At 72.5% G+C, this 19,288-nt stretch carries 18 protein-coding genes; 13 read left to right on the forward strand and 5 right to left on the reverse strand.

All coding sequences use genetic code 11. From position 1 onward, the window contains the following. Window positions 1–10 precede the first annotated feature (10 nt). From ectB to thpD, 3 genes are all read left to right on the forward strand, one after another. Window positions 11–1,279, forward strand: coding sequence for a diaminobutyrate--2-oxoglutarate transaminase (ectB, locus tag ABR737_RS12470; RefSeq protein WP_350250247.1), 1,269 nt, complete (start codon window positions 11–13; stop codon window positions 1,277–1,279). A gap of 46 nt (window positions 1,280–1,325) precedes the next feature. Next, window positions 1,326–1,742, forward strand: a complete 417-nt coding sequence (locus ABR737_RS12475; RefSeq protein ID WP_350250248.1) for an ectoine synthase — start codon at window positions 1,326–1,328, stop codon at window positions 1,740–1,742. A gap of 97 nt (window positions 1,743–1,839) precedes the next feature. After that, entirely contained in the window at window positions 1,840–2,739 is a 900-nt protein-coding gene (gene thpD / locus ABR737_RS12480; RefSeq protein WP_350250249.1) for an ectoine hydroxylase, read from the forward strand. Window positions 2,740–2,841: 102 nt separating this feature from the next. Here thpD and ABR737_RS12485 read toward each other — a convergent pair whose 3' ends face one another. Further along, window positions 2,842–3,903: an aminotransferase class V-fold PLP-dependent enzyme gene (locus ABR737_RS12485; RefSeq protein ID WP_350250250.1), complete on the reverse strand. Its 1,062-nt coding sequence runs from the start codon at window positions 3,901–3,903 to the stop codon at window positions 2,842–2,844. A 167-nt stretch (window positions 3,904–4,070) separates the two neighbouring features. Beyond that, entirely contained in the window at window positions 4,071–4,775 is a 705-nt protein-coding gene (locus ABR737_RS12490; RefSeq protein WP_350250251.1) for a DsbA family oxidoreductase, read from the reverse strand. 144 nt (window positions 4,776–4,919) lie between these two features. Between ABR737_RS12490 and ABR737_RS12495 the strand changes: the two genes are divergently transcribed. The 3 genes from ABR737_RS12495 to ABR737_RS12505 all read left to right on the forward strand — a co-directional run bounded on the left by ABR737_RS12495 (window position 4,920) and on the right by ABR737_RS12505 (window position 8,002). Continuing rightward, complete coding sequence (locus ABR737_RS12495) at window positions 4,920–5,627, forward strand: class I SAM-dependent methyltransferase (protein WP_350250252.1); 708 nt, start codon at window positions 4,920–4,922, stop codon at window positions 5,625–5,627. A gap of 163 nt (window positions 5,628–5,790) precedes the next feature. After that, entirely contained in the window at window positions 5,791–6,366 is a 576-nt protein-coding gene (locus tag ABR737_RS12500; RefSeq protein ID WP_350250253.1) for an IS607 family transposase, read from the forward strand. Beyond that, on the forward strand, window positions 6,359–8,002 hold the full coding sequence (locus tag ABR737_RS12505; RefSeq protein ID WP_350250254.1) for an IS200/IS605 family accessory protein TnpB-related protein: 1,644 nt from the start codon (window positions 6,359–6,361) through the stop codon (window positions 8,000–8,002). Before ABR737_RS12500 ends, ABR737_RS12505 begins: the two co-directional genes overlap by 8 nt. Window positions 8,003–8,123: 121 nt before the next feature. Here the strand turns inward: ABR737_RS12505 and ABR737_RS12510 are convergent, their stop codons facing one another. Beyond that, window positions 8,124–9,668, reverse strand: coding sequence for an aldehyde dehydrogenase (NADP(+)) (locus ABR737_RS12510; protein WP_350250255.1), 1,545 nt, complete (start codon window positions 9,666–9,668; stop codon window positions 8,124–8,126). Between the two features lie 138 nt (window positions 9,669–9,806). On the opposite strand from ABR737_RS12510, the gene ABR737_RS12515 reads away from it, so the two are divergent. The 6 genes from ABR737_RS12515 to ABR737_RS12540 all read left to right on the forward strand — a co-directional run bounded on the left by ABR737_RS12515 (window position 9,807) and on the right by ABR737_RS12540 (window position 15,651). Continuing rightward, complete coding sequence (locus ABR737_RS12515; protein WP_350250256.1) at window positions 9,807–10,577, forward strand: IclR family transcriptional regulator; 771 nt, start codon at window positions 9,807–9,809, stop codon at window positions 10,575–10,577. 107 nt (window positions 10,578–10,684) lie between these two features. Next, a complete protein-coding gene (locus ABR737_RS12520) occupies window positions 10,685–12,055 on the forward strand; it encodes a sensor histidine kinase (RefSeq protein ID WP_350250257.1) in 1,371 nt (456 codons plus the stop codon). Between the two features lie 96 nt (window positions 12,056–12,151). Then, window positions 12,152–12,865, forward strand: a complete 714-nt coding sequence (locus tag ABR737_RS12525) for a response regulator transcription factor (protein ID WP_350250258.1) — start codon at window positions 12,152–12,154, stop codon at window positions 12,863–12,865. Between the two features lie 203 nt (window positions 12,866–13,068). Beyond that, the gene (locus ABR737_RS12530) at window positions 13,069–13,911 is read left to right on the forward strand and encodes an NAD-dependent epimerase/dehydratase family protein (protein WP_350250259.1); all 843 of its coding nucleotides are present in this window, start codon (window positions 13,069–13,071) and stop codon (window positions 13,909–13,911) included. A gap of 167 nt (window positions 13,912–14,078) precedes the next feature. Beyond that, a complete protein-coding gene (locus tag ABR737_RS12535; RefSeq protein ID WP_088797103.1) occupies window positions 14,079–14,351 on the forward strand; it encodes a GlsB/YeaQ/YmgE family stress response membrane protein in 273 nt (90 codons plus the stop codon). 76 nt (window positions 14,352–14,427) lie between these two features. Next, window positions 14,428–15,651 carry a TerD family protein gene (locus tag ABR737_RS12540; RefSeq protein ID WP_350256764.1) on the forward strand — a complete coding sequence of 408 codons (1,224 nt, stop codon included), beginning with the start codon at window positions 14,428–14,430 and terminating at the stop codon, window positions 15,649–15,651. 72 nt (window positions 15,652–15,723) lie between these two features. Here ABR737_RS12540 and ABR737_RS12545 read toward each other — a convergent pair whose 3' ends face one another. Beyond that, window positions 15,724–16,746, reverse strand: a complete 1,023-nt coding sequence (locus ABR737_RS12545) for an LLM class flavin-dependent oxidoreductase (RefSeq protein WP_350250260.1) — start codon at window positions 16,744–16,746, stop codon at window positions 15,724–15,726. A 119-nt stretch (window positions 16,747–16,865) separates the two neighbouring features. Between ABR737_RS12545 and ABR737_RS12550 the strand changes: the two genes are divergently transcribed. Then, a complete protein-coding gene (locus ABR737_RS12550) occupies window positions 16,866–17,741 on the forward strand; it encodes a class I SAM-dependent methyltransferase (RefSeq protein WP_350250261.1) in 876 nt (291 codons plus the stop codon). Between the two features lie 60 nt (window positions 17,742–17,801). Here ABR737_RS12550 and ABR737_RS12555 read toward each other — a convergent pair whose 3' ends face one another. Further along, window positions 17,802–19,265: an alkaline phosphatase PhoX gene (locus tag ABR737_RS12555; protein ID WP_350250262.1), complete on the reverse strand. Its 1,464-nt coding sequence runs from the start codon at window positions 19,263–19,265 to the stop codon at window positions 17,802–17,804. Window positions 19,266–19,288 lie beyond the last annotated feature (23 nt).

The raw sequence follows: 19,288 nt of genomic DNA on the forward strand, positions 1-19,288 counted from the left end.
GGAGCATGTTGTGACCATCACCCAGCCCGATCTGAGCGTCTTCGAGACCGTGGAGTCGGAGGTCCGCAGCTACTGCCGTAGCTGGCCCACCGTCTTCGACCGCGCGCAGGGCAGCCGCATGACCGACGAGGACGGCCACACCTACCTCGACTTCTTCGCCGGGGCCGGCTCGCTCAACTACGGCCACAACAACCCGGTCCTCAAACGCGCTCTGATCGACTACATCGAGCGGGACGGCGTCACCCACGGCCTGGACATGTCCACCACGGCCAAGCGGGCGTTCCTGGAGTCGTTCCAGAACATCGTCCTGCGGCCCCGCGACCTGCCCTACAAGGTCATGTTCCCGGGCCCGACGGGTGCCAACTCCGTCGAGGCCGCGCTCAAACTGGCCCGTAAGGTCAAGGGCCGCGAGTCGATCGTGTCCTTCACCAACGCCTTCCACGGCATGTCGCTGGGCGCGCTCGCCGTCACCGGTAACTCCATGAAGCGGGCCGGTGCCGGTATCCCGCTGGTGCACGGCACCCCGATGCCGTTCGACAACTACCTCGACGGCACGTACCCGGACTTCCTGTGGTTCGAGCGGCTGCTGGAGGACCAGGGCTCCGGCCTGAACACCCCCGCCGCCGTGATCGTCGAGACAGTCCAGGGCGAGGGCGGCATCAACGTCGCCCGTCCCGAGTGGCTGCGCGCCCTCTCCGACCTGTGCGAGCGCTGGGACATGCTGCTCATCGTCGACGACATCCAGATGGGCTGCGGCCGTACGGGTGCCTTCTTCTCCTTCGAGGAGGCGGGCATCGTGCCGGACATCGTCACCGTCTCGAAGTCCATCAGCGGCTACGGCCTGCCGCTCGCGCTCACCCTGTTCAAGCCTGAGCTGGACATCTGGGAGCCGGGCGAGCACAACGGCACCTTCCGCGGCAACAACCCGGCGTTCGTCACCGCCGCCGCGACGCTGGACACCTACTGGGCCGACGGCCAGATGGAGAAGCAGACTCTCGCCCGCGGTGAGATCGTCGAAGCACACCTCAAGGCCATCGCCGAGGAGCACCCGGACGCCATCGCCGAGTACCGCGGCCGCGGTCTGGTGTGGGGCATGGAGTTCAACGACAAGCCCGTCGCCGACAAGATCGCCAAGCGTGCCTTCGAGCTGGGTCTGCTGATCGAGACCTCCGGCCCGGAGAGCGAGGTCGTCAAGCTGCTGCCCGCACTGACGACCACCCCCGAGGAGCTGGACGAGGGCCTTCGGATCCTCGCCCGCGCGGTCCGCGACTGCGTCTGACCACTCCAGAGCCCCTTACCGTTCCACAGAAAGGCACCGAGTCACCGTGATCGTCCGATCCTTCAAGGACATCGAAGGCACCGACCGCCACGTCAAGGCCAAGTCGGGCACCTGGGAGAGCAAGCGCATCGTGCTCGCCAAGGAGCGCGTCGGCTTCTCGCTGCACGAAACCACCCTGTACGCCGGTACGGAGACCTCGATGTGGTACGCGAACCACATCGAAGCCGTACTCTGCGTAGAGGGCGAGGCCGAGCTCACGAACGACGAGAACGGCGAGAAGCACCTCATCACGCCGGGCACGATGTACCTGCTCGACGGGCACGAGAAGCACACCATGCGGATCAAGAAGGACTTCCGCTGCGTCTGCGTCTTCAACCCGCCGGTCACCGGCCGCGAGGACCACGACGAGAACGGGGTCTACCCGCTGCTCACCGAGCCGGAGCCCGAGGCCGAGACGGTCTGAGGCGATCGGCACCCGCCTGCCCCGTCCGGCAGATGAGGAAGGCACGCCCACACGCACGGAAGCCAGAGCCCGTACGAGAGGAGAGGAAGGCAACACCATGACCACCGCACCCGAGCGCACCGCCGACCTGTACCCGACCCGTGGGACCGCTGAGGTCATCACCCCGCGGAAGGACCCGGTGGTGTGGTCGCAGCCCGGAGCGGCCGGCCCGTTCGCGCCGTCCGAGCTGAGCGACTTCGAACGCGACGGCTTTTTCGCCATCGGAGAGCTGCTGACGGCGGAAGAAGTCGCGGTGTACCGCGCCGAACTGGACCGTCTCGTCCTCGACCCGGCGATGCGCGCCGACCCGCGCTCCATCGTCGAGCCGAAGTCGGGCGACGTACGGACCGTGTTCGAGGTGCACAAGATCAGCGAGGTGTTCGCCAAACTGGTCTCCGACCCGCGTGTGGTCGGCCGTGCCCGTCAGATCCTCGGCTCGGACGTCTACGTCCACCAGTCGCGGATCAATGTGAAGCCCGGCTTCGGTGCCACCGGCTTCTACTGGCACTCGGACTTCGAGACCTGGCACGCCGAGGACGGTCTGCCGAATATGCGCACCGTGTCGGTCTCGATCGCGCTCACCGAGAACTACGACACCAACGGCGGCTTGATGATCATGCCCGGCTCGCACCAGCACTTCGTGGGCTGTGAGGGCGAGACGCCGAAGGACAACTACAAGCGGTCGCTGCAGATGCAGGACGCGGGCATCCCGTCGGACGAGGTGCTGACGAAGATGGCGGACAAGCACAGCATCCGCCTCTTCACCGGCAAGGCCGGCTCGGCGACCTGGTTCGACTGCAATGCCATGCACGGCTCGGGTGACAACATCACGCCGTACCCGCGCAGCAATGTCTTCATCGTCTTCAACAGCGTGGACAACGAAGCGGTGGAGCCGTTCGCGGCGCCGGTCCGGCGCCCCGAGTACATCGGAGCCCGGGACTTCACGCCGGTGAGGTAGTCACGGCGGGGTACGGGTGGCGCGGCCGCCGCACAGCAGGGTCTGTGCGGCGGCCGCGCTGGTGTGAGCGGGGGCCGGTCGTGTGGCCGGGGCCGGTCCGGGCTACCCCAGCAGGGCCAGCAACCGGTCCACGTCGTCCGTCGAGTTGTAGAGGTGGAAGGCCGCGCGCAGCAGGCCGCCGCGCACCGAGATCCGCACATCCGCCTCGGCCAGCCGCTGCTCCGCGTCCGCGATCCCGGGGGTGGAGACGATCGCCGAGCCGGGCGCGGGGCAGGGCGTCAGACCGCGTTCGGCCAGCCCCGCGCGATAGTGGTCGGCGAGCGCGGTGTTGTGGGCGTGGACGGCCGCCACGCCCAGCTCGCCGAGGAGGCCGAGGGACTGCTCGGCGCCCACATAGGAGAGGTAGGCGTGCGGTTCGTCGAAGCGCCGGGCGTCGGCCGCCGGACGGAGGGGGCCGTAGTTGGATGCGCCGATGTCCTCGCCGGCGACCCAGCCGGCGTGGAGGGCGGCGGGCCACTCCCCGCCCCGCCCGATATCCCCTCCGAACGCCATGAAGGTCGTCCCCCGCGGGCACAGCAGCCACTTGAAGGCCCCGGCGACGACGAAGTCGAAGTCGGCGGCGCGCAGCGGCAGCCAGCCGGCGGCCTGGGTGACGTCCAGGTAGGAGCGCGCCCCGTGGGCCCGCGCCGCCTCGCGGACCGCCGCCATGTCGGCGATCCGCCCGTCCAGCGACTGCACGGCGCTGAAGGCGACCAGCGCGGTGCCGGGGCGCACCGCATCGGCAAGCGCCTCCAGCGGCACGGTGCGCAGCTTGATCCCCGGGTGGGCGGCGAACGGATTGACCAGGGAGCTGAAGTCGCCCTCGGGAGCGAGCACTTCCGCGCCGGCCGGGAGCGAGGCGGCGACGAAGGCGGACTGCACCGCGACCGAGCTGCCGAGGGCGACCCGCTCGGCGGGCACCTCCAGCAGCCGGGCGAAGGCGGCACGGGAGGCATGGGCGGCGGCGAAGTAGTCGCGGCCCATGGTGCCGTGGGAGACGGATTCCTCGACGGCAGCGCGCAGGGCGGCGGCACTGCGCGCCGGGAGGAGCCCGCTGGAGGCGGAGTTCAGATAGGTCGTCCGGGTCTGGAACTCGGCCCCGCCGAGTGACGCACGTCGCTGCATGCCCCCACTGTGCTCGGTGATCACCCGGCGCGTCCATGACCGGGGCCGTATCCCGCCAACGGGCCCTGCGGGTGCGCGCGGGGCCGAGGCTCGCGCCGGCCGGTACGGGCGGGGCGCGGGCGGAGCGCGGGCGGAGCGGTACGCGGCGCGGGCAGGCCGTCACACGGTCACTCCCCCGGCACCGCGCAGCCGTCGTCACCGCACACCCCGGCCTCGCCGCCCGCCGGGATCAGCGCCGCACCGTCGGCGTGCGCGCGCTCCAGCGCCTGCCGGAACACCTCGGCGGGCTGACCGCCGGAGATGCCGTAGCGGCGGTCGATGACGAAGAACGGCACACCGGTGGCACCCAGCTCCGCGGCCGCACGCTCATCGGCCCGCACCTCCTGCGCATACGCCCCGGGGTCGGCGAGCACCCGGTCGGCCTCCGCGGCGGGCAGCCCGGCACCGACGGCGGTCTCGCGCAGCACGGCGGGGTCGCCGAGCGTCCTGGCCTCGGCGAAGTTGGCGCGGTAGAAGGCGTCCAGCACGGCATCCTGCACCCCGTGCGCGGCGGCGGCGTGCAGCAGCCGGTGCAGGTCGAAGGTGTTGCCGTGGATCCGGTCGGAGCGGTAGTCCAGCCCCTCCCCGGCCGCCGCCCCGGCGACCCGGGCCTCCATCGCCTCGGCCTGCTCACGGCTCACCCCGTACTTCGTGGCGAGCATGTCGAGCACGGGGATGTCGGTGGCGGCCGGCGCCTTCGGGTCCAGCTCGAAGGAGCGGTGCACCACCTCGACGGCGTCGCGGTGCGCAAACGCGGCGAGCCCGGCCTCGAAGCGGGCCTTGCCGATGTAGCACCAGGGGCAGGCGATGTCGGACCAGATTTCGACGCGCATGAGCTGACTTTCCTCGTGGTGAATGTGTCCGGCTGCAACCCCGTGGGGCGGCGGGGTATTCCCGGTCCTTCCCGCTTCAGCGACCGGCCCGTCCCGCCGGTTTCCCCAGGGGCCGGCGGGCGGTTTCGTGGGCAGCGTCCGGGCATGACCTCGCCACAGGGATTTCTCGGGTTCTGGGAGACGACCGGGTCCGCCAAGACCTTCACCCATCCGCTCGATCCTGCGCTGCTGGACGCCTATGTGCCGCGGAGCGCGCAGCTGCTGGACTACGGCTGCGGGTACGGGCGGCTGACCGCCGAGCTGGCCGGGCTCGGGTACGGGGCGGTCCGGGGGGTGGATGTCTCGGCGGCACTGATCACACGGGGGCGGCGGGAGCATCCGGAGCTGGAGCTCATGCGGTGCGCCGGGTTCCCCTTGCCGTTCGAGGACGGCAGCTTCGACGCGGCGCTGCTGTTCGCGGTGCTCACCTGCGTTCCCGGGGACGCGGACCAGACGGCGATCGCCGGGGAGCTGGGGCGCCTGGTGCGGCCCGGTGGGGTGGTGTACCTGAGTGATGTGCCGCTGCAGGGCGATGCGCTCAACCGGGAGCGCTATGCGCGGTTCGCGGAGCGCTACGGGACGTACGGGGTCTTCGAGACGCCCGATGGCGGGGTGTTCCGGCACCATCCGCCGGAGCGGCTGCGCGGGCTGCTGCGGGAGGCCGGCTTCTCGGTGCGGAAAGAGCGGGTCGGTGTGGTGGGCACGCTGGACGGGCGGACAGCGGAGCGGCTGCAGATCATTGCCGTGAAGGAGCCGGACGGGGCGGGGCCGGGGACGGAGCCGTTGCCGGGGCCGGGGCCGGCGTCAGGGTGAGCGGGAAGGGCGTCTGCGGGGCCCGGCCCGGTGGGAGATGGCGCGGGCGCCGGGGTGCCGGGCGGCGGTGAACGCCGCCAGGCCGGCGGGGGTTTTCAACTGCTGGCCCTCGAAGTCGGGTAAGTGAGCGTAACCATGCGTGAGTGAGTGTCGTTGTCAGCGTGTGAATCTGACGGAATGGGCGAAGACGCAGGGTGTGCATCCGCAGACCGCGTATCGCTGGTTCCGTGAGGGGACGCTGCCGGTACCGGCTCAGAGGGTCGGGCCGCGCATGGTTCTGGTGAACATCGAGGCGAACGCCGCGCCGGAGGCGGTTGGCGGGCTGGGCCTGTATGCCCGGGTCTCTTCGCATGATCAGAAGGCTGATCTGGAGCGGCAGTTGGCGCGTCTGGTCGCGTGGGCGGCCACGGCCGGTCACCGGGTTGTGCGTGTGGAGTCCGAGGTCGGTTCGGGCATGAACGGCGGCAGGTCGAAGGCGAAGCGGCTGCTGGCCGATCCTGAGGTGACCACGGTTGTCGTGGAGCACAAGGACCGGTTGGGCCGGATGAATGTGGAGCTGGTTGAGGCCGCGTTGTCCGCGGCCGGCCGTCGTCTGGTCGTCTTGGATGCTGGTGAGGTTGAGGACGACCTGGTCCGCGACATGGTCGAGGTGCTGACGTCGTTGTGCGCCCGCCTGTACGGGCGCCGGTCGGCGAAGAACCGCGCGGCGAAGGCTCTTGAAGCGGCGTCGCATGGCTGAGCCGAAGAAGCCGCTGCGGGCGATTTCCCGTCCGTTCGTCGCTGACGGGCCGTCGGGGGTGAGCATCCGTGACCGGCTCAGGGGGCTCACCGCCCAGGACGAGAAGGTGTTGCGTCTGGTCGGCGGCCACATGGGGCGGCTGGCAACGCTTGACCTCAAGGCGCGGTGCGCTGACGGCCTGGAGCACTCCACTCACACGTGGGCTGACCGTAAGCGTGAGCTGACGGCCTCCTCGTCGTCCCGCTGGGCCGGTTCGGTCACCTCCAGCACGCATGATCAGTGGGGCCTGTCCCGGCGCGCTCAGCATGCTCATCTGCAAGGGCTGGACGCCGGTATCAAGACGGTGCGGCACCGCCTGTCGCTGCCGGTCGGCGAGAAGGGCAGCAAGCGTGCCCCGGGCGGTTACCGGTCGAAACACGAGTGGTTCGTCAAGTCCCGGCGGCTGGCGGTTTTGGAGAAGCGGCGTTCGGTTGTTGCCGCTGACCGGGAGAGGGGGAAGGTCTCGGTGGTGCGCGGCGGCCGGAAGCTCGCGAACACCCGGCACAACCTGGCCGCCGCCGCTGTGAACGAAACGCGGTGGCGGGAGCGGTGGGAGGCGGCACGCTGGTTCCTGTCGGCCGACGGGGAGTGCGGGAAGCGCTTCGGGAACGAGACGATCCGGATCACCCCCGATGGGGAGATCAGCATCAAGCTGCCCGTGCCACTGGCCGAGCTGGCGAACGCGAAGCACGGCCGGTACGTCCTCGCGGCGAAGGCGGTGTTCCCCTACCGGGGCCAGGAGTGGCGCGACCGCATCGAAGCGAACCGTGCCGTGGCCTACCGCGTCCACCTCGACACCGCCTCCGGCCGCTGGTACGTGGACGCGTCCTGGACCCGTAAAGCCCTTCCCGCTGTGCCGCTGGACACGCTGCGGGCGCAGGGTGTGGTCGGTGTGGACACCAACGCGGATCACCTCGCCGCATGGCTGCTCGATGAGCACGGCAACCCGGTCGGTGAGCCGCGCCGCTTCGACTACGACCTGTCCGGCACCGCTGACCACCACGACGCGCAACTGCGCCACGCCCTCACCCGCCTGCTGCACTGGGCCAAGACCACCGGCGTCCAGGCCATCGCCATCGAAGACCTCGACTTCACCGACTCCAAGACCCGCGAGAAACACGGCCGCAAGAAGAGCTTCCGGCAGCTCATCTCGGGCATCCCCACCGGCAAACTCCGTGCCCGGCTGCTATCGATGTGCGCGGAGACCGGACTCGGCGTGATCGCCGTCGACCCTGCCTACACCAGCATGTGGGGCGCGCAGCACTGGCAGAAGCCGCTGACCACCACACACCGCAAGACCAGCCGACACGCCGCCGCCCCGGTGGCCATCGGCAGGCGCTCCCTCGGACACCCGATCCGGCGACGGACGGCACCGCCCCGCCAGCACCAGAGCGATGCTCGCGGGCATCGGACCGCCCAGGCCGGACCAGGTGACCGGGGGCGTGAGGGAAACCGCCCCCGCGTACCCGGACCACGGACACGATCCGATGGAGCTGAACGCGGCAGGAACGCGGTGGACCAGAACGCCCAAGACCGTTCGGGGCGCTCGGCTGAGCGTGGGTTCTGGCGACAGGACTCACTCCCGCTCAGTCTTTAGGAACGGTTGGCGCACTGAACTGGACGGCCGCCAGGTCGGCGGGTGTGGGCGCACGGAACTGGAGCGGCGGCCTCGTCGGCGGCCAGGTCAGTGGCCTGGTCGGTGGTCGGGAACAGCCTGCCTACGCGCCCTCGGCCCGGTCGTCGACCCGGCGTGGCAGCCCCAGCGGGTTGTCGTCGCGCAGCTCGGGCGGCAGCAGCGCGGGCGGGGTGTTCTGGTAGGCGACCGGGCGCAGCCAGCGCTCGACGGCGGTGCCGCCGACGGAGGTCGAGGTGGAGGTCGTCGCCGGGTAGGGGCCGCCGTGGTGCTGGGCGGGGGCAACGGCGACCCCGGTCGGCCAGCCGTTGACGACCACCCGGCCGGCGAGCCGGGTGACCTCGGCGAGCAGCCGGGCGCCGCGGCCCCCGTCGTCGCTGCCGGCGCTCTCCGCGTCGCCGATCTGCAGGGTCGCGGAGAGGTTGCCGGGCAGCCGGGCGAGGACGGCGCCGATCTCGGCCTCGTCACGGTAGCGGGCGACGACGGTGACCGGGCCGAAGCACTCCTCCAGGAGGAGGTCGTGCGGCCCTTCGGCGGCGAGGTGGGCGGCCGGCACGGAGAGGAAACCGGCGCTGACGGTGTGCTCGCCGCCCGCGCCCGGGGTCACCGGCGCCTCGACGCCGGGGAGCTCGGCACGGGTGCGGACCCCGTCGAGGAACGCCTGCCGCATCCGGTGGTCGAGCAGCACCCCGGCCTCGGTGTCGCTGACCGCGTCGGTCAGCGCCGACAGCAGCCGCTCGCCGCTCTCGCCGTCGGGCGCCAGGACCAGGCCCGGCTTGACGCAGAACTGGCCCACGCCGAGCGTCATCGCACCGGCCAGCCCGGCGCCGATCTGCTCGGCGCGCTCCGCGGCCGCGGCCTCGGTGATCACGACGGGGTTGAGGCTGCCCAGCTCGCCGTGGAAGGGGATGGGGTGCGGGCGGGCCGCGGCCGCGTCGTACAGGGCACGGCCGCCGCGCACCGAGCCGGTGAACCCGGCCGCGGTGATCAGCGGATGGCGCACCAGGTCGATACCGGCCTGGAAGCCGTGCACCAGGCTCAGCACGCCCTCCGGCAGGCCGGCCTCGGCCGCGGCGCGGCGCAGCAGCGCGGCGCACAGCTCGGAAGTGGCCGGGTGGTCCGGGTGTGCCTTGACGACGACGGGGCAGCCGGCCGCGAGGGCGCTGGCGGTGTCGCCGCCCGGTACCGAGAAGGCGAGCGGGAAGTTGCTGGCGGAGTAGACCGCGACGGGGCCCAGCGGGATCTTGTAACGGCGCAGGTCGGGCCGGGGCGGGGTGAGGCCGGCGTCGGCGTGGTCGATCCGTACGTCGAGGAACGCGCCCTCCTGCACGAGGTCCGCGAAGGCGCGCAACTGGTAGGTGGTGCGGCCGAGTTCGCCGGTGAGCCGGCCGGGGCCGAGCGCGGTCTCGGCGTCGGCGGCCTCGATGACCGCCTCGCCCGCGTCGTCGAGCAGATCGGCGGCGCGGCGCAACAGCGCGGCGCGTACGGCGCGGTCGGCGAGCGCGTCCCGGGCCGCGTGGGCGGCGCGGACCACGGTATCCACCTCGTCGGCCGTGGCCTCCACCGCAACCTGTTCCCGCTGCTTCCCGGTTCGGGGGTCGACACTCCAGACTGGTGCTGCTGCTGCCACCGTGCATTCCTCCCGGGCGTGCCTGCCGAGTCTTTCCGCGTCCTGCCGCACATCGGAGGGCGTTCGATATGGTGAACGCTGTCCCAGATGGTGAACAACCGGGACTCTATGGCGGTCCGAACAGGGGGGTCAAGGGCGATGTCAGCTGACGGGACCGGTGGATCTCAGGTCAAATCCGCGGTGCGGACGGTGGAGTTGCTCGAATACTTCGCAGGTCGCCCCGGTATGCACAGTCTGTCCTCCGTCCAGGAAGCCGTCGGCTACCCGAAATCCAGCCTCTACATGCTGCTGCGCACCCTCGCCGACCTGGGCTGGGTCGAGACCGACGCCACCGGCACCCGCTACGGTATCGGTGTCCGCGCGCTGCTGGTCGGCACGTCGTACATCGACGGCGACGAGGTCGTGGCCGCGGCCCGGCCGACGCTGGACCGGCTCTCCGACGACACCACCGAGACCATCCACCTCGCCCGCCTGGACGGCACCAACGTCGTCTACCTCGCCACCCGTCAGTCGCAGCACTATCTGCGCCCCTTCACCCGGGTCGGCCGGCGGCTGCCCGCGCACTCCACCTCGCTGGGCAAGGCGCTGCTCGCCACGTACGGCGACGACCAGGTGCGGGCGATGCTGCCGCCGACCCTCCCGCAGCTCACCGAGCACACCCTCACCGACCGCGAGCAGCTGATCGAGGAGCTGCACGCGGTGCGCGAACAGGGCTATGCGGTCGACCGCGAGGAGAACACCCTGGGCCTGCGCTGCTTCGGCGTCGCGATCCCGTACCGCACCCCGGCCCGGGACGCGATCAGCTGCTCGGTGCCGGTGGCCCGGCTGACCCCGGCCCATGAGCAGATGATCAAGGACACGCTGTTCGACGCCCGCGACCGGCTGACGCTCGCCACCCGGCGGCTGTGAGCCCCCTGCGCCGGCCGCTCTTCCGCTTCCCCCTCCCCCGTACGGCGGAGGGGGATCGTCGTCGGGGCGGAGGCGCGCCGGGGGCGGCCCGCGGAAGGCTGGACGCCATGAACACCCGTACCGGCCGCCCGGTGCGACGGGCCGGCCGACGCTGGGTCCATCTGGTGCTGGGCGGCGCGCTGTTGATGCCGTTCTATCTGCTGGCGTCGGTCGTGATCCCGCTGCTCGTGGACGGGGCCGACCCGCTGCGCCGGGTGGGCTGGCAGTTCGTCGCGTTCGGCGGTGCGCTGCCGCTCGCCGCCCTGGCCGCGCTGCTCTTCCCGCTGCTGCGGCCGCTGGAGGTGGCCGCCGTACGGTCGCTGTGCGCGGTGCCGGCGGAGCGGCTGGCCGAGGGGCCGGCGCTCTCCTGGGCGGCCCGGCGGCGTACGGCGTTGTGGTTCGTGGCGCATCTGCTGGCCGGGGGAATCGTCAGCGGGATGACGCTGGCCGCCCCGCCGGCCGCCGTCCTGCTGCTGGTGCTGCCGTTCTCCGGCGCCCTGCGGCACGCCTCGCCGGGGTGGCCGGCCGCCTTCCACGGTGCGCTGGGGCCGCTCACGGGGCTGGCGCTGCTGGCGCTGGTGGCCGGCACCGCCTGGGGGGCCGGAGCGCTGCTGGGCCGCTGCGCCCCGGTGCTGCTGGGCCCGACGCCCGCCGACCGGCTGGCCGCCGCCGAACGCCGGGCTGCCGATCTGGCGTCCCGCAACCGGCTGGCCCGCGAGCTGCACGATGCCGTCGGACACGCGCTGAGCGCGGTCACCCTCCAGGCGAGCGCGGCCCGCCGGGTGCTGGACACGGACCCGGAGTTCGCCCGCCGGGCACTGGCCGCCATCGAGGAGACCACCCGCGAGGCGGTCACCGAACTCGACACCGTACTGGGCCTGTTGCGCGAGGAGGACGGCGCCGATCCGACCGCGCCCGCGCCGACCCTGGACGGTCTGGATGCGCTGCTCGCCCGGACCCGGGCGGCGGGCCTGGCGGTCGAGGCCACGGTCGAGGGGCGGTGTGCGGGGCTGGCGCCGGTGGTCTCGCGGGAGGCCTACCGGATCGTGCAGGAAGGCCTCAGCAATGCGCTGCGCCATGCCGGGCCGGTAGCGGTACGGCTCCAGCTGCGGTGTGACGAGGGGGAGTTGACGATCCGGGTGGAGAATCCGGTGACCGGACCGGGGGACGGCTCCCCCGAGGCGGCGGACCGTCCGGACGGGGGCCGCGGACTGCGGGGAATCGCCGAGCGGGCACGACTGCTGGGCGGCGAGGCGGCGGCCGCGGCCCACGACGGCGTATGGCGGCTGACGGCCCGGCTGCCGTCGGCCGGGACGACGAGAGGGCGGGAGGACGGGACGACGGGGCGGGCGACGGAGCAACGGAGCAATGGGACGACGGGGCGGGCGACGGGACGGCGGGGCGATGAGCAGCGGGACGCGGGAACACAGGACCGGTAACGGGGGCCGGTGCGAGAGCTGGGGCAGGGTGAGTGAACCGGGAGAGGATGAATGAACTGGGGCAGGGTGAATGCACTGGGGCAGGGTGAGCGGGGCGTGACCACGAGGCAGGACGAAGACGACCAGCGGTCCGGCGACGGGGCCCGCTCCGGCCCGCTGCGTATCGTCCTCGCCGACGACGAACGGATGGTGCGTACGGCGCTGTGCGCGATCCTGGGCGCCGAGGCGGACATGGAGGTCGTCGGCGAGGCGTCGACCGGCGCCGAGGCGGTGCCGCTGATCCGTGCGCTGCGCCCGGACATCGTGCTGATGGATGTCCGGATGCCGGAGATCGACGGCATCCGCGCGACCGAGCAGGTGCTCGCCGGGATGCCGGAGCCGCCCCGCATCATCGTGGTGACCACCTTCGAGAACGACGCCTACGTCTATGACGCACTGCGGGCCGGCGCCAGCGGGTTCCTGCTCAAGCGGTCCGGCGCGCAGGAACTGGTCCAGGTCGTACGGCTGGTGGCGCGCAGCGACTCGCTGCTGTTCCCCGCGGCGGTGCGGCGGCTGGCCGCCCGGCACGCCGGGGAGCGGGCGGCGGCCGAGGCGGTGCGGACGCTGCGGGCCCGGCTGTCCGAGCGGGAGCGGGCGGTGCTGCGGCTGATGACGGCCGGGCTGACGAACGCCGAGATCGCGGGCCGGCTGGGGGTGGGCCCGGCCACGGTCAAGACGCATGTGGCGGGGGTGCTGGCCAAGCTCGGGGTGCGGGACCGGACCCAGGCGGTGATCGCCGCGTATGAGTGCGGGTTCGTCCGGCCGGGGTGAGGCGTCCGGAGGGAGTGATGCGTCCGGAGGGGATGATGCGTCCGGCCGGGGCGATCAGGCACCGCCCCTGCCGTGCCGCAAGCGGATTCGCCGGCCCCGTCAAGTGTCTTGACCAGCCATGAACCAGCTCTTCTAGCGTGTCCGCACATCTGAATGCTGTCCGTGCATACAGCCTTGCTGTTGAGCCGGAGGAGTCCCCGTCCATGACCGCACCCCGCACCCCCTCACGCACCGTCCCCCGCAGCGTCCTGCTCACCGGCGCCGCCGGCGGGCTCGGCACCCTGATGCGTGAGCTGCTGCCGCCCTACGGGTACCGGCTGCGCCTCTTCGACCAGCGGCCCGTCGACACCCCCGCCGGCGAACCTGAGGCGATCACGGCCGAGTTGGCCGACACGGAGGCACTGCGCGAGGCGGTGCGCGGGGTCGACGCGGTGATCCATCTCGCGGGCATCTCCCTGGAGGCCGGCTTCGAGCAGATCCTGCGCGCCAACATCGAGGGCACCTACCGCCTGTACGAGGCGGCGCGCGAGGCGGGCGTCCGCCGTATCGTCTTCGCCTCCTCGAACCACGCCGTCGGCTTCACCCCGCGCCCCGCGGACGGCTCCGGCGCCATCCCCGTCGGCACACCCCGCCGCCCCGACACCTACTACGGGCTGTCCAAGGGATTCGGCGAGGATCTGGCCTCCCTGTACTGGGATGTGCACGGCATCGAGACCGTCTCGGTCCGCATCGGCTCCTGCTGCCCCGTGCCGGCCTCGGTGCGGATGCTGTCCATCTGGCTGAGCCCGGCCGACTGCGCACGGCTGCTGCACGCCGCGCTCACCGCGCCGGACGTGGGCCACACCGTCGTCTACGGCTCGTCCGCCAACACCCGCCTGTGGTGGGACCTGTCGACCGCCCGCGCCCTGGGGTACGCGCCACAGGACGACTCCGAGCCGTACGCGGCACGGCTGATCGCCGCACAGGGCGCGCTGGAACCGGACAACCCCGAACACGCCTTCCTCGGCGGCACCTTCTGCACCGACCCGCCCCGGTGGCCACACTGACGGTCCCGCCCGGTGGCCCCCGAGGGCCCTGCCCGTTGCCGCGGCGCCACCGAACCGCCCGAGCGGCGCCGTGCGCACGTGGCCCCTGCCACGCCGCGGAACCCCCGCCGCCCGGGTGGCGTCCTGGTCTGTGTACCCACCCACCGCGCAGGAACGAGGAACGCATCATGGGCATCGTCAGCTGGCTCGTACTCGGGCTGATCGCGGGCATCATCGCGAAGGTCCTGCTGCCGGGGCGGGACCCGGGCGGCATCGTCGGCACGACCCTCATCGGCATCGTGGGGTCCTTCCTCGGCGGCTGGCTCTCCACCAAATTCCTGCACCGCCCGATCCCCAAGGATTTCGGCGAGCCGTCCATGTGGATCGCCTCGGTCGCCGGGGCCCTGGTCCTGCTGATCGCCTACCGGCTGCTCTTCGGCAACTCCCGCGAACGCCGGTGACCGGGTCCGGCGGCCATCGGGCCGCAGGTAATGGAACCGCAAAGGCGAGCCGATCGTTGAGCCCGGCATGACCGCTATGACTCCTGGCTCGAACCTCCCGCTCAACGCCGTGCGGGTGGCGGTGGACGTCACCGCCCCCGTGCGGCTGGACGTGTCGGGCCTGCTGCTCGCCGCCAACGGCAAGGTGCGCTCCGACGACGACTTCGTGTTCTACAACCAGCCCGGCGGACCGGGCGTGACGCACTCCGCGGCGGCCGGCGGCGGCGACACCATCACCGTGGACACCGCCGCCGTGCCCGAGGGCATCGAGAAGATCGTGGTCACCGCGAGTCCGGACGCCCCCGGCGCGACCTTCGCCGGCACCGAGCCGACCGGCACGGTCCGCAACGCCGACGACGGCAGCGTCATCGCCTCCTTCACCCCGCCGCAGCTGGGCCCCGAGACCGCTCTGGTGGTCGTCGAGATCTACCGCCGCGGCGGTGCCTGGAAGGTCCGCGCGGTCGGCCAGGGCTATGCCAACGGCCTGGCGGGAATCGCCACCGACTTCGGCGTCAGCGTGGAGGAGCCGGCCGCACCCGCCGCACCGCAAGCGCCCGCCGCGCCCCCGGCGCCCCCGGCCCCCGCAGGCCAGTGGGGGCCGCCCGCCGGCGCCCCGGCCCCGGTCGCCCCGCCGCCGGCCGCCGCGCCCCCGGCCCCGGCGGCCGCCCCGGCCCCCGGCTCCGGCAAGGTCAACCTCGACAAGGGCCGCGTCAGCCTCCAGAAGAACCAGACCGTCTCGCTGGTCAAGGGCGGCCGCCCACTGCTCACCTCGGTCACCATGGGCCTCGGCTGGGAGCCGGCCTTCCGGGGCAAGACCATCGACCTGGACGCCTCCGTCATCGCCTTCGGCCCGGACCGCAAGAAGGTCGACAACTGCTTCTTCGGCAAGCTGATGATCCTGGGCGGTGCGATCCAGCACTCCGGCGACAACCTCACGGGCGAGGGCGCCGGCGACGACGAGGCCATCACCGTCCACCTCGGCGGAGTGCCCCAGGAGGTGAGTGGCCTGGTCTTCGTCGTGAACTCCTTCTCCGGCCAGAAGTTCTCCGACGTCGCCAAGGCGTACTGCCGCCTGGTGGACGCCCAGAGCGGCGAGGAACTGGTCCGCTTCGACCTCACCCACGCCGAACCGCGCACCGGCGTGATCATGGCCAAGCTGATCCGCCAGTTCTCCGGCGAGTGGGAGATGACCGCACTGGGCGAGTTCGTCGACGCCCGCACGGTGCGCGGCATGGTCAAGCCCGCCGCACAGGCCCTGTGAGCCGCTGACGCCCGCCTCCCCGACGGCCCTCGCACCCGTCGGGGACGGCGCGGCCGGACCGCGCCCCGGGGCTCAGCCACGGGCCGTCAGCCCCGCCACCTCCGCCAGCCGCTCGAAGGACTCCACCAGCGCCGCGCGGTCGTAGGTGCTGGTGGTGACCAGCACCTCGTCCGCCCCGCTGCGCTCGATCAGGGTGCCGAGGGCGTCGGCGACCTGCTCCCCGGTGCCGTGGATCTGCCCGGCCAGGGCGTCCTCGTAGAACCCCCGCTCACGTGCCGGCAGCGCGGCCACGGCCGCCGGATCGTCCTCGGCCGGCCGCAGCGGCGGAAACACCCCATGGGTACGGGAGTACGCCAGCGACCGCGCCTCCGGCAGCACCAGCCGCCGCGCCCGCTCCGCCGTACCGGCCACCGCCACCGTCCCGGAGATGACCACATACGGCCGCTCCCACATCCCGGACGGGCGGAACGCGTCCCGGTAGGCGTCGATCGCGTCCAGCATCTTCTGCCGGCCGCGGAGGTCGCCGATGACCAGCGCCAGCCCGGCGTCCGCGGCGATCCGCGCGCCCGCGCCGGTGGCCAGGACGAACGCCGGGACATGCAGCCCCTCGGCGGGCCACGCGCGCACCCGCGCGGCGGCGGTCCCGGTGCCCGCGAAGTACCCCAGCAGCTCGGTCAGCTGCCCGGCGAAGCCGTCGGCGGCGTCCTTGTCCGTGCCCAGCGCCCGGCGGACACCGCCGGTGAAGCCCACCGACCGGCCGAGCCCCATGTCGATCCGGCCGGGGAACAGCGACTCCAGCACCCCGAACTCTTCGGCGACCACCAGCGGCCGGTGGTTGGGCAGCATCACCCCGCCGGTACCGACCCGGATGGCCGAGGTCGCCGAGGCCACCGCGGCGGCCAGTACGGTCGGCGCGGAGCCGGCGACGCCGGGCACACCGTGGTGCTCGGAGACCCAGAAACGGTGGTAGCCCAGCCTCTCGGCGCGGCGCGCCAGGTCCACCGTGTCCCGCAGCGCCGCCGCCGGCGGATGGCCCTCCCTGGTGCGGGAACGGTCCAGGACCGAGAATCGTGTCGTCCGTATCGTCGAGCTCACCACCTCTCCTTCAACGTCCGCCCGCCTCCGCCATTCCCCTTCCCGCCGCCCTTGGGCCCCGCCCCGTCACGGCCCGCCCCGTCACGGCGCGTCCCCACGGCACGCACGAGGAGCGTTCGATGACGCAGCAGCCGCCGCCGGCCGGACCCGCGGATCCCCCGGACGGCCCAGTACCCCCGGACCTTCCCGACCGGGTCGCGGTGACCTACGGCGAGCGCGACCTCAGCACCGTCCCCGCCTTCGCCGGCGGCTTCATCAACTTCGGCTACTGGACGGGCCTGCCCGGCCCCGCCGGCCGGCCGCTGACCGAGGCCGACCGGGTGCGCAGCGAGCAGGATCTCTACCGTCTGGTGCTCGGCACCTTCGACCGGCCGCGGGGCCGCACCGCCCTGGAGGTCGGCTGCGGACGCGGGCTGGGCTCCGCGCTGGCACTGCGGGAGTTCGGCCTGGGCACGGTGCTCGGCATGGATGCACACCCCGACCAGATCGCCCGGGCCCGGGAGGCGAATGCCGCCCTGCTCGCCCCCTCCCCAAAATCCTCCGGGCGGCTGGAATTCCTCCAGGGCGCGGCCCAGCGCATCCCGCTCCCCGACGGCTGCATCGACTGCCTCTTCTCCGTCGAGGCGGCGCAGCACTTCCGCGATCTTGCCGGTTTCGCCCGGGAGGCGGCGCGGGTGCTGCGCCCGGGCGGCCGGCTGGCGCTGACGACGTTCTTCGCCCGCACCCGGGAGACGGCGCGGGTGCTGCCCACCGTGCTGCCCCCGTACGCCGACGGCCTGGACGTCCCGCACGTGGTCGACGAGGTCGCCGCGACGCTGACCGCCGCGGGTCTGCGCGAGGTCCGGGTCCGGTCCATCGGCGACGGCGTCTGGGAGTCGTACGACCGTTATATGGCCCAGCAGCCCGGACTCCGCGACGAGTGGCCGCGCCGCTACCTGACGGCTTATGAGACCGGGCTGCTGGACTACTACGTGCTCACGGCCGGGGCGGGCTGAGCTGCCCGCCCCGTGGCCGCCGGGATACGGCTACCGCTGACGGCGCTACCCCTGACCGCGTTACCCCTGACGGCGCTGCCGCTTCCAGGGGCCGGTGATGGCCAGCATGATGCCGGGCTCCTGGATGTTGGCGAACAGCGTGTGCCCGTCCGGGGAGAACACCGGCCCGGTGAACTCGCTGAACTCCGGCTCGTCCGCGGTGCCGATGTTGAGGTCGTTGCGGGCGATCGGGTAGGTCCGGCCGTCGTCGGTGGCCCCGAACAGGTGCTGGACGCCCTCGCCGTCCTCGGCGATGATCAGCCCGCCGTAGGGCGAGACGGTGATGTTGTCGGGGCCGTCCAGGGCGCCGTCCTTCGACGGTTCCTTGTTGACGCCCAGCAGCACCTTCAGCGTCAGGGTCCGCCGCCGCGGGTCGTAGAACCAGACCTGGCCGTCGTGCTGGACCGGGCTCTCGTCGCGGGCGAACGAGGACACCACGTACGCGCCGCCGTCCGCCCACCACAGGCCCTCCAGCTTGCGGGCGCGGGTGACCTCACCGTCCTTGAACTGCTTGCGCACCGAGACCTTGCGGGCGTCGCGGTCGGGCACCTCGACCCAGTCCACGCCGTAGACGGTGCCGGCCTTGGTGGCGCGCGAGAGGTCGTCGACGAACCGACCGCCGGAGTCGAAGCACTTGAAGGCCTCCAGCACGCCGGCGTCATCGGCCAGCGTGCGCAGCTGCCCGCGGCCGTGCCGGAATCCGTGCGGCGGGGTCCAGCGGTAGAACAGCCCGTTGGGGGTGTCGGCGTCCTCGGTCAGGAAGAGGTGGCCGCGCTTGGGGTCGACGACGACCGCCTCGTGGGCGTAGCGCCCCAGCGCCTTGACCGGCTGGGGATTGCGGCCGGCCCGGCGGTCGTGCGGGTCGACCTCGAAGGCATAGCCGTGGTCCTTGGTCATGCCGTGCTCGCCGGCCTTGTCCTCGTTCTCCTCGCAGGTGAGCCAGGTGCCCCAAGGAGTGGTCCCGCCCGCGCAGTTGGTGGAGGTACCGGCGATGCCGACCCACTCGCCGACCGGCCTGCCGTCCTTGGCGACCTCGACGACGGTGCAGCCGCCGGACGCCGCAGGGTCGTAGACCAGCCCCTCGGCCAGCGGCACCGGGTGCGGCCAGTCGGCGCGCGGGCCCTTCAGCTCGTGATTGTTGACGAGGAGGGTGGTGCCGCGGTGGCCCGCGAAGGTCCCGGTGCCGTCGTGGTTGGAGGGGGTGGACTCGCCGCTGTCCAGCTTGGTGACGCCGGTGCGCGTGATGATCTTGTACGAGAACCCGGCGGGCAGCGCGAGGATGCCGTCCGGGTCCGGGACCAGCGGGCCGTAACCGATGCCGTGGCCATGGCCGTGACCGTCCGCCGCACCGCCCGGGCCGGCGCCCGGTGCCTCTTCGGCGAGGGCCCCGGGCGCGGTGGCCAGCACCCCGACGCTCCCGGCCAGCGTGACCCCCGCGCCGGCGAGGGCGGAACGCTTGGCGAAGTCTCTGCGGGTGAGCGGCATTGTCATCTCCTGGATGGCCGGTT

It is taken from the genome of Streptomyces sp. Edi2 (assembly GCF_040253635.1).
Taxonomy (GTDB): Bacteria; Actinomycetota; Actinomycetes; order Streptomycetales; family Streptomycetaceae; genus Streptomyces.